Source organism: Flavobacterium sp. 9 (assembly GCF_002754195.1).
GTDB lineage: Bacteria > Bacteroidota > Bacteroidia > Flavobacteriales > Flavobacteriaceae > Flavobacterium.
Window position 1 is genome coordinate 3,535,881 of sequence record NZ_PEEU01000001.1, and the last position, 13,730, is coordinate 3,549,610.

Below are 13,730 nucleotides of genomic sequence, written 5' to 3' on the forward strand. Positions count from 1 at the left end.
ATTCAATAGGTTTTTAGGGTTAATATTTTTAGGAAAGTCTATTCAAATAAGGATCTTTTTAAGAAGATTGATATTTAAAATTGATAAACTACTTCTAATTTGTAGTCTTTCAAAGATGCTTTTGCACGTTCTAAATCTTCGGTAAAACCTAAGATATATCCACCACCGCCAGAACCACAAAGTTTTAGGTAGTAATCGTTTGTGTCAATTCCGTTTTGCCAGATTCCGTGAAATTGTTCCGGGATCATTGGTTTGAAATTATTTAAAACGACTTTTGAAAGCTTTTTAGTATTTGTAAACAAAGATTTCATGTCGCCATGTAAGAAGTTCTCAACACAAGCGTCAGTATATTTTACAAATTGATTTTTAAGCATCGTACGGAAACCTTTGTCTTTTAGGTTTTCCATAAAAATGTTTACCATTGGAGCCGTTTCTCCAACAATTCCAGAATCTAATAAAAAGACAGCGCCTTTTCCGTCAAAACTTTGAGTTGGAATTCCTGTTGCTTCAATATTATCTTTAGAATTAATAAGAATCGGAATACTCAAATAACTGTTTAAAGGATCTAAACCAGAACTTTTTCCGTGGAAAAAACTCTCCATTTGAGCAAATATATTTTTAAGTTGTAACAGTTTTTCACGAGTTAAATTCTCTAAAACGGTTATTTTGTGTGTAGCATATTTGTCGTAAATAGCAGCAACAAGAGCGCCACTACTACCAACTCCGTATCCTTGCGGAATACTTGAGTCAAAATACATTCCGGTTTCAACATCATTTTTTAAAGTTGCCAAATCAAAAGCAACCAATTCAGGTTGTTCTGTTTGTAGCGTTTCAAGGTAAGATGCAAAACGTTTTAAACTTGCATTTGATGCTATTGCTTCTGCCGAAGGATCTTCGATTTTCTTCAATGCGCCATTGTAAAAATTATAAGGAATAGAAAGTCCTTTAGAGTCACGAATAATTCCGTATTCTCCAAAGAGTAATATTTTTGAGTAAAATAATGGTCCTTTCATGTTTATTTTATGTCTTTCTTTATTTTATGTAGAAGATTATTTATTTAATCCCTTTTCCAGAATCTCTCGAACTTTTCTTAAAATTACGGGGTTATTACATTCCATAATCAATTTTGCTACTTCGATTTTTTCTAATTCAATGTCCATAATCAAAATTTTAATTAAAGATACGGAAAATTATAATGCAATTGAACCGCTCCCAATTTCGTCGCAAATGTACTGACCATTCTGGCAAAATACAACTAATTCGTCCTGAATAAATTGAAGTACTTTTTCGCTAACGTTTTCGGGATATAAAACATGAACATTTGCTCCGGCATCAAGCGTAAAACAAACCGGAATTTGTGTTTCATTTCTGAATTTCCAAATGGCATTTATGATCTGCAACGTGTTTGGTTTCATCAAAATAAAATACGGCATCGATGTCATCATCATAGCGTGCAAAGTCAAGGCTTCGCTTTCTACAACTTTAATGAATTCTTCTAAATTTCCACTTTCGAAAATGGCAATTAATTGATCCAGATTTTCATGTGCCTGAGCAAAACGTCTTTCGGCATAAGGATGATTGTGCATTAAATCATGTCCAACAGTACTTGAGACTTGTTTTTCGCCTTTATCAACTAATAAAATAGTATCTTGATAGTTCTTGAAATTTTCATGGATTTGGTATGGAAATTCAACTCCAAATAAATCAGAGCTTCCTTCAATATTTGCTTGATTTCCCCAAACAACAACATTTCCTTTTACACTTCTGCAAGCACTTCCAGAACCTAAACGTGCTAAAAATGATGCTTTTTGATAAAAGTATTCTTCTGTCATTTCTGGATTTAATACTTTTTCTAAACTCATAAAATTCATTGCCAAAGCTGCCATTCCTGAAGCCGAAGAAGCAATTCCGGAACTGTGCGGAAACGTATTTTTAGTATCAATTGTAAAATGATATTCTTTCAAAAAAGGCAAATAAACTTCAATTCGTTCTAAAAACTTCTGAATTTTTGGTTTGAAATCTTCTTTTGGTTTTCCTTCAAATAACAAATCGAACGAAAAACCATTATTGATTGGATTATCTCTTTTTTCAAAACCTAATTTTGTAATCGTTTTGCAATTATTTAGCGTAAAACTCACCGAAGGATTTGCCGGAATTTGATTGTCTTTTTTTCCCCAATATTTCACTAATGCAATATTGCTGGGAGCGCTCCATTCAAAATTTCCATTTTCGATGGTCGAAGTATATTTTTTAGGAATAAAATCAGTTGCTGTAAACATGAATTATAAAATTTTGGCAAAGATAGTTTTTAAAATATTTCACCATATAAGTAATAGCAGAAATTATAAGTTTGGCTTAGACTAAAATGAACTTACATTACTTATATGGTTTAACCTTTCTTTTTAACTATTTTTGGAAAAAAAATCAGTAGGAAGATGAACAAGACAGTAAAAATCGCAATCGCTCTAGTAATTTGTTTAATGGTAGGATATTCAGCAAGTGTTGTAACAAGACCAAGTGTTGAAACGTGGTATCCAACAATTATAAAACCAAGTTTTAATCCGCCAAATTGGATTTTTATGCCGGTTTGGACATTGCTTTATATTTTTATGGCAGTTGCAGCAGGATTAGTTTGGGATAAAATAAAAGAACAAAACGAAGAGGTAAAAAAAGCGTTAGGTTTCTTCCTGATTCAGCTGACTTTGAATGCGATTTGGTCATATATTTTCTTCGGATTAAAAAACCCGATGTTGGCTTTCATAGAAATTGCACTTTTATGGCTGTTCATTTATGAAACGTATTTTAAATTCGTCAAAATCAATAAAATTGCCGGAAATTTATTGATTCCATATATGGCTTGGGTTGCTTTTGCAGGAATTTTGAACGCCAGTATTTGGTGGTTGAATAGATAAAATTTTTGTTTTAGGTTTCAAGTTTTTTAGTTTCAGGTTTAATCAATACATTTTACTTTATGAATACATTCAAGGCTTTTGTTATTGTGTTGGTTTTAATTTCGTTTAAGGGATTTGCTTGCTTAAATGGAGATACTAAGGTTTTGAAAAATGGAGTTGAAATTTATTATGACGAACATGAATTAATTCCTGTTGGACATACGTTTAATGTAGAGAATTTTTCAAAATTGATTCAGGATCTTGAAGATGAATACAAAAAAACAAATGACATTGATTATTTGTCTGACAAAGGATATGTATTAATTATTAGTGGAAAATATCAAGAAGCTTTAAAATTATATTTAGAGATTGAAAAAATAAAACCTAACCGATATTCTACGGCTTCAAATCTTGGAACTCTTTATGAGTTAATGGGAGAAAATCAGAAAGCTTATGAATGGATAAAAAAATCAATTCAAATTAATCCAGAATCTCATAAAGGTTCAGAATGGCTGCATTTAAGGATATTGGAGACAAAAGTTACAAAGATTGAAAATATTACGGGACAGTTTTTTATAAATGAGAGTTTTGGTGAAGATGCAATTCCAAAAACAAAACTATCTAAGAAAGAGTTAGAAGATTTAGAGAAAGCGTTGTATTATCAATTAAACGAGCGTATCACTTTTATAAAACCTAAAGATAAAGTTATTTCAATATTGCTTTTTGAGTTAGGAAATATTGCAATAATAAATAAAGATTATTTGTCTGCTTCTCAAATCTATGAACTTTCAAAGAAATATGGATTTCAAGAGGAATTGATAAACAAGAGAACAATACTTTGTTATGAGAAATGGGTGAATTATTATTCGAGTAAAGCTGAAGAACTTGAAATGCAAAAAGGTGGTTCATTTCGATTAGAAGGATATCAAATCGATGCTGTTGTAATTAGTTTGATTGTTGTCTCTCTTCTTTTCCTGAGTTTATTAATCTATTGTATTATTCTTTTTCGAAAATTGAAAAAGGCTAATATCTCAACTTAAATTATTCGTTTTTTAAATCATTTCGGCTGTTTTAGTTTTCGAAATTCTAAAGGATTAACACCTTCATGACGGCTGAAATATCTCGAAAGATTTTTAATATCGGTATATCCGCAAACATCTGAAATTTCGGTAATTGATAATTCTGTTTCGATTAAAAGCTGTTTTACTTGTTTGATTCGAAGTGTGTTTATTTCGTCAAGAATACTTCGTTTTAAAACCAATTGAAATCTTTTTTCCAGAACTCTTCGCGATAATGCCGTTGCATTTACAACATCGTCTACAGATATTCTTTCTTTATAATTGTAATAGATAAAATGAAGCGCTTTGCTTATTTCTTTGTCATTTACAGCCAGAAAATCAGTTGATCTTCGGGTGATTATTTGCAAATGTTCGACCTGAATATCGTTATAAATACCATCTTTATTCGCCATCATTTTGCTAAGAAGTTGTGCAGTTTCGAAACCTGCTTTTTCAGTATTTAAGGAAATACTCGATAAAGGCGGATCGGAGAGATTGCAAATACTCAAATCATTGTCGACGCCAAGTACAGAAACTTGTTCAGGAACATTTATTCCAACCGCTTTGCAAGCTTCTGTAACATGTTGTCCCTGATTATCATCGCAAGTCATAATGGCGATAGGTTTTGGTAATGCCTTTAGCCAATCTGCCAATTGCGATTCTTTGTAACTCCACAATGGCGGAGTTTCTTCTTTTTGATGTTGGTAGATATGAACATTAAAATTAAATTCTTCTACTTTTTCGCAAAAACCTTCACATCTTTCGCGAGACCAAACGATATTATCGAAACCATAAAATCCAAAGTTTTTAAACCCTTTTTCGATAAAATAAGAAGCCGCCATTTGCCCCGTTTCTTTATAAAGTCCGGTAATATTCGGAATCCCAATAAAACGCTCATTTGTGTCTTGTGCAATAATTGGAATGTCTAACGAAAGTAGTTTTTCGAATACTTGTTCATTTTCAATTTGAGCGATTATTCCATTTGCGCCCCAGGTTTTTGCCCATGAAATCGCATTTTTTAATTCCTTTTTATTTCCGCTTACAATTGGAATTCGGCAAAAGTTAAACGGACCAAATAGTCGGGAATACTTCGCAATTCCGTTTAAAAGTCCGCGTCCATATTCTTCAGAAAAGTTAACTAACAGTAATACTTTCGGTGTCATTTTATTAGATATTAATTGGAATTGAACGCTTTACATTAAAATAAAATCTGGAAACAACTTATAATACACTTTGAATTCTGGAATTGTAAATATTCGCAAAATGAAGATTAATTATCGCAAATATACCATTATCAATTAAAATACAAGTCTATTTTTGTTTCGTGGTTTTTAATAAAAAACATAAAAACGTTTTAAATATTAGTTTTTTTAACTCTTTTTTAAAGCATTTAATTTTTTTTACTGCTTTTGGTAAAATATACCATTTGGAGTTTTGTAGTAAAAAAATGATGAATTTTATTAGGTAACCAGAAGATTTAAAACGTTTTAAACCTTAAATTTTGTTAACCAATACATTAATCTTTCGATTAGATTAAAAGAAAAATTATGAAGAATATAAATTATCCTAATGGTAAAATGATTTCATTCCTTTTATGGGCTATTTGCAGTTTAATTACTGTAAGTGCTCAAAATGTAAAATTTGAACAACAACTAAAAGAAGGATGGAATATAGAATCATCAGCAAAAATAAATACTACGGGAGATAAAATTTCTCAGGCAAATTTTGATATTTCAAAATGGTACAAAACTTCCGTTCCGGCGACTGTAATGGCGTCTTTAATTGCCAATAATGAGTATTCGGATATTTTTATGGGAGAGAATATCAGTAAAGTTGATACGACAAGATTTAGAGTTCCGTGGTGGTATAGAAACGAATTTGTTATTGAAGATGCTTCAAAAAACACAGAATTAATATTTGAAGGAATTAATTATCGTGCAAATGTTTGGTTAAATGGTAAACAAATAGCTTCTGCCGATAGTTTATTTGGAGGTTTTAGAATATTTGATTTGAATATTTCAAAACATGTAAAAAAGGGAAAGAATGTTTTGGCTGTGGAAGTTTTTAATCAAAAAACACATGAACCTTCTATTGGTTTTGTGGATTGGGCGCCAATGGCTCCGGATCGTGAATTGGGACTTTGGAGACCTGTCAAACTTAAAATTTCGGATAAAACGAGTTTGAATAACATCTTTGTGACTTCAAAAATTGATAAAAAAGGTTTTAAAAGTGCTGATTTAGAAATTTCTGCGGAAGCGGTAAACAATACAAATGAAGTTGTAGAAACGGTTGTAAAAGGGAAAAACGAAAATATCAATTTCGAAAAGAAAATTAAACTTCAGCCTTTAGAAAAAAGAGTAATTGTTTTTAAATCTTCGGAATTCAAACAGTTAAAAATCAAGAATCCTCGTTTATGGTGGACGTATGAATTGGGAAAACCAAATTTGTATAATCTAACAATGTCTATTGAAACCAATAATAAAGTTTCGTTTTCAAAATCTACAAATTTCGGAATACGTGAAGTCGAGGATTATTTGACTGCAAAAGGATATAGAGGTTATAAATTAAATGGTGTTGAAGTTCTAATTAAAGGCGGCGGTTGGGTCGACGGAATGTTCCTGAATGATACCGAAGAAAAAGTAAAAGCACAATTAGAATATGTAAAACAAACTAACATGAATACGATTAGGATGGAAGGCTTTTGGGGAAATAGTGAGAGAATCTATGAGATGGCGGATGAAATGGGACTTTTGATGATGGTAGGATGGAGCTGTCAATGGGAATGGAAAGGTTATCTTGACAAACCTGAAGATGATTTCATGTCGATTAAAACTCCTGAAGACATGGATCTTATAATTAATTATACGCGCGATCACGTGAATTGGTTAAGAAATCACCCAAGTATTTTTGTTTGGGTTATGGGAAGTGACAAATTACCGCGTCCGGAATTGGAAGCAAAATATAATGTTCTTTTTGAAGAAGTTGATCCTTCAAGACCGCTTTTAATGTCTTGTAAAGGAATGGATAGTTCGATTTCCGGAAAAACGGGCGTAAAAATGAATGGTCCTTATGAATATGTTTCGCCAAATTATTGGTTTTTGGATACAGAAAATGGCGGAGCTTTTGGATTTAATACAGAAACAGGTCCGGGGCCGCAAGTTCCTTCGCTTGAAGTTGTAAAAAGTATGATTCCTGAAGATAAATTATGGCCAATCAATTCGACTTGGGATTTTCATTGTGGGCGAAATGAATTTCAAACGCTTGATCGTTACACAAGTGCATTCAATAATAGATACGGAATTCAGAATAATGTAGAAGATTTTACTTTTAAAAGTCAGGCGTCAAATTTAGAATCGATGCGTTCCATGTATGAAGCTTTTGCCATAAACAGAAGCAACACGACAGGAATTGTTCAATGGATGTTTAACTCGCCTTGGCCAAAATTAATCTGGCAATTCTGGGATTATAATTTATTGCCAAATGCTGCTTTTTATGGTGCAAGATTAGGCGCACGTCCGGTAAACATTGCCTACAATTATGGAGATAATGCCGTTTATGTAAGCAATCTAAATCCTGAGAAAACTAAAAATTTAAAAGCTCAATTAAAAATATATGATTTCAATGGAAAAGTAATTTTCGAAAAAGAAGAAACAGTTTCTGCTGAAGGAAATGCTTCGGTTAAAGCTTTTGATTTACCAGATGATAAAGGATATTCTAAGATTTATTTTTTGAAAATGAACTTATTAGACGAAAAAGGAAAAACGATCGCAGACAATTTTTATTGGTTATCGACTAAAAAAGATGTGTTTGATTTTAAAAAATCAGATTGGATACATACGCCATTAATGGAACACGCTGATTTTAAAGATTTGGATAAATTACCAAAAGTAAAAATTGAAGCGCAACACACGATTAAAAAGGAAAACGATAAATATGAGGTTACCATAAAACTCAAAAATCCATCAGATGCTATCGCGTTTTTAATTGAGTTGAATATTGCCGGAGATGTTTCAGGAAAATCAATAGTTCCGGTTTTATGGGACGACAATTATATCTCATTAGTGCCAAAAGAAAGCAGAACAATCAAGGTTACTTTTCCGATTTCTGCTCTAAAAGGCGAAAAACCTGTTTTTAAATACAAAGGCTGGAATGTAGATTAAAAACATCAGGATCATTTATATAAATAGCCGAATTAGAGCTATTAGAAATTACACGAATTAGAGATCTCAAAAAAAATATTTCTTCTTCAAGAGGAAAACTCATGTCCAAATCTAAATTTTTAATAAATAAACAAACAAATGAAAACGAGTAAATTAACAGTGGGATTGGTGTTTTTGACCTTTTTTGTTATTTCTTTTTTGACTAACATAATGGGACCTTTAATTCCGGATATTATCAATAGTTACCATTTGTCGCTTGGTATGGTTGGTTTTCTTCCGTTCTCGTTTTTTGCGGCTTATGGCGTAATGTCAACCTCAGCGGGAGTTTTGCTCGAAAAATACAGAGAGAAAAAAGTAATGGCATTTTCATTTCTGATAGCCGCATTAGGTTCGCTATTATTTGGGTTGTTTCCATATTATTCTATGGCGCTGGTTTCTTTGTTTTTAATCGGGATTGGAATGGCAGCTTTGCAAGTTGCGATTAATCCGTTGTTGAGAGTTTCGGGCGGAGAAGAACATTTTGCGTTCAATTCTGTAATGGCACAATTATTCTTTGGATTAGCTTCTTTTTTAAGTCCGCTTGTTTATAGTTATTTGGTTACCAACATCAAACATGACGAAACAAATTCAAATGAGTTTCTGGAAATCTTGTCAAAACTGGTTCCTGCAAATCTGAATTGGGTTTCCTTATATTGGATTTTTGCCATAACAGCACTTGCAATGGTGCTAATTATTTTACTTTTTAAGTTTCCAAAATTTGAATTAGAAGAAACCGAAAAAGCCGGAACCTGGAGCGTTTACAAAGATTTACTTCGAAATAAAACCGTGCTTTTATTCTTCTTTGGAACTTTTGCATATGTAGGAACAGAACAAGGAATTGCCAATTGGATGTCAAAATTTCTAAGCGATTATCATGGTTATTCGCCTCAAACGGTTGGTGCGGAAGCTGTCGCTTATTTCTGGGGACTTTTGACTGCAGGATGTCTTTTAGGTTTGGTTTTATTGAAATTTCTGGACAGTCGTAAAGTGCTTATTTTATTTGCAGCCGGAGCAATTATATGTCTTACGCTAGCATTATTTGGCTCAGCCAAAATTTCTCTTTATGCATTTCCAATCTCCGGTTTTGCACTTTCGGTAATGTGGTCTGTCGTTTTTTCATTGGCTTTAAATTCTCTTAAAAACAATCATGGCGCTTTCTCAGGAATTTTATGTACGGGAATTGTTGGTGGAGCAGTAATGTCATTAATCATTGGGAAACTGGGCGATATAATTGGACTTAAATACGCAATGACGACTTTGTATATCACACTTGGATACATCTTAAGCATTGGTTTTTGGGCTAAACCATTGGTAAATAATGCCACAATAAATTTAAAGAAAACAAAAGAAAATCAATAATTATATAAAGTAGTAAAGATGTCGGAAAGAAAGATCATAGGCGTTGACATGGGAGGGACAAAAATCCACACTAGCCTAATTTTAGGAAAAGAAATAATTTCCGAATGCATATTAGATACACCCGCCAAAGAATCTGAAAAAGTAGTTTTGGACAGATTAATAAAAGCCATAGAACAAGTTTATCAACCTGGTTGCGAAGGTATTGGTATTGGAGTGCCAAGCGTCGTAGATTGGAAAGAAGGAATTGTATATGATGTTGTTGCAATACCGTCGTGGAAAGAAGTTCATGTAAAAAAAATACTCGAAGATCATTTTAAAATCCCTGTATATGTCAATAATGATTCGAATTGTTTTGCGCTTGGGGAAAATTTCTTCGGAAAAGGAGTTGACACTGCAAATTTTGTTGGAGTAACAATAGGAACAGGTCTTGGCAGCGGAATCATTATCGAAAACAAATTATATCAAGGCGTAAATACAGGAGCCGGAGAAATAGGAAGCATCTCGTATAAAGATGGAATTATAGAACAATATTGTGCGAGTGAATTTTTTATTTCCCGCGGATTAGATGGAGAAGAACTCTATTTGAAAGCCAAAAAAGGAGATCCGGAAGCTTTACAAATTTTTAAAGATTACGGTAAAAATCTCTCTGAGGTTGTAAAAATAGTTTTATACGCTTACGATCCTGAAACCATAATTCTGGGAGGATCTATTAGTAACGCTTACGAGTTTTTTATTGACGCCGTTTGGCAGGGACTTCAGGATTTTATGTTTCCTGTTGAGCTCAAAAAACTCAAAATCGAAAAATCAGAACTTAAAAATAGTGCTGTATTAGGTGCCGCAGCATTAGTTTACAATTTTAACCTAGAAACAGCTTAGTTTCAATCAAAAATTATAATGCGAATCAAGAGTTTAGATGTGCCTTTAGGCACTAAATATTGGTAGAAAATAGGAACAGGAATAAATTTAGCGTGCCGTAGGTACGCAACAAAACGATAACTATTGCGTACCTACGGCACGCCAACACATTACGAACTTAATTTCTACCAATATTTAGTGCCTAACAGCACAAATTGCAGACTTTCAACTCTTGATTGGCATATTTAATAAACATTTTAAAAATTAAATCTATTAAAAAAATAACTAAACAAAAACCAAAATTATTAACCAAAAAGATATTACGATGAAAAATAGTCTACAAAAAGGCTTAATGGTTATTATAACCATGCTATGTACCAGTTTGATGTATTCGCAAGATGTGTCAGGGCTGGTTTCAGATTCTAACGGCCCGCTTCCCGGCGTTTCGATTATAGTAAAAGGAAGCAAAAATGAGGCTCAAACTGATTTTGACGGAAGATTTACAATTAAAAATGTTGGCAAAGGAGCTGTTTTAGTTTTTAGCTACATTGGTCTTAAAAATCAAGAAGTAAATGTTGACGGAAAAACCAAGATAAATGTAGTAATGGCGCAAGATCGAAGCGAACTAAACGAAGTTGTAGTCGTGGGTTACGGAACTTCAAAAAAGAAAGATTTGACGGGAGCAGTAGATGTACTTTCGTCTAAAGATTTTGACGGAGTTTCGAATACTTCGCCAGCTTTATTGTTAAGAGGAAAAGTAGCCGGAGTACAAATAACACAAAGCAGCGGAGAACCAGGTTCGGCAGTTACGATTCGTGTTCGTGGATCTTCTTCCGTTCGTTCTGGAAACGGACCTTTAATTGTGGTAGATGGCGTTCCGTTAAGCGGAGGCGATGTTTCTGCAGAAGGAGCTGATTTATTGGGAACGTCTTCGGCAAAAAATCCTTTGAACTTTATAAATGAAGCCGATATCGAATCTATTTCTGTTCTTAAAGATGCTTCTTCAACAGCAATTTATGGTGCGCGTGGAGCAAATGGTGTAATCGTTATTACGACTAAAAAAGGAAAATCAAATGTTCCGGAATTCAACTTTAGTACCTCAACACAATTTAGCAGAAAAGCAGGAAATTTTAATGTAATGAATGCTGATCAGTTTGTTGCGGCAAGCAAAGCTGCGGGCGTACCATCAATACCTGCAGATCCTGTTGCAGGAACTCCGGCAATTAATAATCAGGATTATGGAGGAAGAAATTACAATTGGGAAGATGCTGTTTTGCAAAATGGATTAGCAGTAAACAATAGTTTATCTTTTAATTCGTCAAGCGAAAATTCGAGCACCAGAGTATCTTTTTCTACGAGTAACAACAAAGGAATTGTAAAAAATACAGGATTAGACAAGTACACAATTTCGTTTTTTAACTCCAATAATTTCTTTGATAAAGTATTAAAGGTAGATACAAAATTGCTTTACGCAGGTATAAATGATGAAACTACTTTGATAACAAATAATGCCAGTTATATTGGTAACGTTATTGGATCTGCTTTATACTGGAATCCAACGCGATCAATTTATAATGCCGACGGACATTATAATGTAGTAAGCGAAACGTATCTAAATCCGGTACAATTGCTGGATTCTTATAAAGATTATACCAATACAAGTAAATTATTAGGAAGCATAAATGCCGTACTTAATTTGGGAAGTCATTTTAAATACAATTTCTTATTTGGAATAGAAACTTCAGCATCTACAAGAAAAAGCCAGATTTTACCAACGATGCAAATTCAAGGTGAAGCATTTTTTGGAACAGTTCCGGGATCAGATCCTGCAGTTACAAAATACGGAACAGCGTCTATTCAAGGACTTAATAACTTCAATAAAACATTCGAGAACAATATAAACTATACCAATAAATTCAGCGATAATTTTAACCTGAATGCTTTAGTTGGATATTCTTATTACTATTATCTGGCAAGTGGTTTTGTAACTTCGGGCAAAGGATATGACTTGGCACAAACCAATTTGATAGATAATATCGAAGGCGGACTTCAAAATGAATTTAGAAGCAGTTCTTTTAAAAATGCTTCAGAATTGCAATCTTTTTACGCCAGAGCTGATGCTACTTTTTTCAAACAATATGTAATTACAGCAACTGTTCGTACAGATGGATCTACAAAATTGGGAGCGAATAATAAATACGGAACATTTCCGTCTATAGGTTTTGCCGATAACTTGTTTCAGGATAAAGATGGAACTCTTAATAATTTAAAAATCAGAGCAAACTGGGGAATTACAGGAAATCAGGAATTTGCTCCAAACTCCGCAATCGGAAGGGCGAGTTATGGTAATAACGGAAACTTGAATATCGATACAAATGCCAATGATAATCTGAAATGGGAAACTACAGAATCATGGGGAATTGGAACTGATTTTACTTTGCTTAAATACAGATTAACAGGAACAATAGATTATTTCTACAGAGATACAAAAGATTTAATTTTTCCGGTTCCACAAGCATCAACGCAACCGGGACCAAATACGCCGCGTAACAAAAACTTACCAGGAAACTTAATCAATCAGGGACTTGAAGTTAGTTTGGATTATAAAATTATTGAAACCGAAAATATGTCTTGGGAAATTGGCGCAAACGCTTCATTCCTTAAAAACGAAATGAAAAACTTTAGCGGAACTGTTGGAACAGGAGGTTTAAACGGACAAGGATTAGATGGCGCTTATACACAAGTAATCACGAATAATAAACCGCTTTATTCTTATTATTTATATGATTTCAAGGGATATGACGCCAGCGGAAATTCTATTTATACGAATGCTGCAGGACAGCCAGCAGGGCTTGGAGATGCGTCTAAACAATTATTGAACAAACAGCCGTTGCCAAAAATAAATTATGGATTTTCATCAACATTTAAATACAAAGGATTTGATGCAGTAGTTTCATTCTACGGAGTTGCAGGAAATTATATTTATGATAATACTCAAAATGCGTATTTCTTTAAAGGAGCCTTTTTAGGAGGTCGAAATGTTACTGAAAAAGCAGCATATTCGGAACAAGCGCAAGGAGATCCAAACTCGCCTTCGACTAAATTTTTGCAAAAAGGAGATTTCTTAAGAATGGGAGAATTAACGTTTGGATACACTTTTACAGGACCTTTAGTTGAAAGAATAAAATGCAAAAATGTACGTGTTTATGCAAACGGTTCAAACTTGTTATTGTTTACAAATTACACCGGATTTGATCCCGAAGTAGATATTAATAAACAAGTTAACGGGGTTCCTTCTGCAGGTATGGATTATCTGGCTTACCCAAGATCAAAAGGTATTGCTTTTGGACTTAACGTAACATTCTAAT

General features: G+C 33.2%; 9 protein-coding genes. 6 read left to right on the top strand and 3 right to left on the bottom strand.

Annotated features, from left to right (window positions below):
- Nucleotides 1-74 precede the first annotated feature (74 nt).
- Together CLU81_RS14630 and CLU81_RS14635 are read right to left on the bottom strand one after the other, a co-directional pair.
- Entirely contained in the window at nucleotides 75-1,013 is a 939-nt protein-coding gene (locus tag CLU81_RS14630) for a mevalonate kinase (RefSeq protein WP_099710480.1), read from the bottom strand.
- Nucleotides 1,014-1,190: 177 nt separating this feature from the next.
- Complete coding sequence (locus tag CLU81_RS14635; RefSeq protein WP_099710481.1) at nucleotides 1,191-2,279, bottom strand: diphosphomevalonate/mevalonate 3,5-bisphosphate decarboxylase family protein; 1,089 nt, start codon at nucleotides 2,277-2,279, stop codon at nucleotides 1,191-1,193.
- Nucleotides 2,280-2,435: 156 nt separating this feature from the next.
- On the opposite strand from CLU81_RS14635, the gene CLU81_RS14640 reads away from it, so the two are divergent.
- A complete protein-coding gene (locus tag CLU81_RS14640; protein ID WP_099710482.1) occupies nucleotides 2,436-2,912 on the top strand; it encodes a TspO/MBR family protein in 477 nt (158 codons plus the stop codon).
- 59 nt (nucleotides 2,913-2,971) lie between these two features.
- Nucleotides 2,972-3,931, top strand: a complete 960-nt coding sequence (locus CLU81_RS14645; protein WP_099710483.1) for a tetratricopeptide repeat protein — start codon at nucleotides 2,972-2,974, stop codon at nucleotides 3,929-3,931.
- A gap of 17 nt (nucleotides 3,932-3,948) precedes the next feature.
- On the opposite strand, the gene CLU81_RS14650 is transcribed toward CLU81_RS14645, so the two are convergent.
- Complete coding sequence (locus tag CLU81_RS14650; protein ID WP_099710484.1) at nucleotides 3,949-5,112, bottom strand: XylR family transcriptional regulator; 1,164 nt, start codon at nucleotides 5,110-5,112, stop codon at nucleotides 3,949-3,951.
- 384 nt (nucleotides 5,113-5,496) lie between these two features.
- On the opposite strand from CLU81_RS14650, the gene CLU81_RS14655 reads away from it, so the two are divergent.
- The 4 genes from CLU81_RS14655 (at nucleotide 5,497) to CLU81_RS14670 (ending at nucleotide 13,729) form a co-directional block, all read left to right on the top strand.
- On the top strand, nucleotides 5,497-8,109 hold the full coding sequence (locus CLU81_RS14655) for a sugar-binding domain-containing protein (protein WP_099710485.1): 2,613 nt from the start codon (nucleotides 5,497-5,499) through the stop codon (nucleotides 8,107-8,109).
- A gap of 138 nt (nucleotides 8,110-8,247) precedes the next feature.
- A complete protein-coding gene (locus CLU81_RS14660; RefSeq protein WP_099710486.1) occupies nucleotides 8,248-9,507 on the top strand; it encodes an MFS transporter in 1,260 nt (419 codons plus the stop codon).
- Between the two features lie 18 nt (nucleotides 9,508-9,525).
- The gene (locus CLU81_RS14665) at nucleotides 9,526-10,383 is read left to right on the top strand and encodes an ROK family protein (RefSeq protein WP_099710487.1); all 858 of its coding nucleotides are present in this window, start codon (nucleotides 9,526-9,528) and stop codon (nucleotides 10,381-10,383) included.
- 304 nt (nucleotides 10,384-10,687) lie between these two features.
- The gene (locus CLU81_RS14670) at nucleotides 10,688-13,729 is read left to right on the top strand and encodes a SusC/RagA family TonB-linked outer membrane protein (protein WP_233209714.1); all 3,042 of its coding nucleotides are present in this window, start codon (nucleotides 10,688-10,690) and stop codon (nucleotides 13,727-13,729) included.
- Nucleotide 13,730 lies beyond the last annotated feature (1 nt).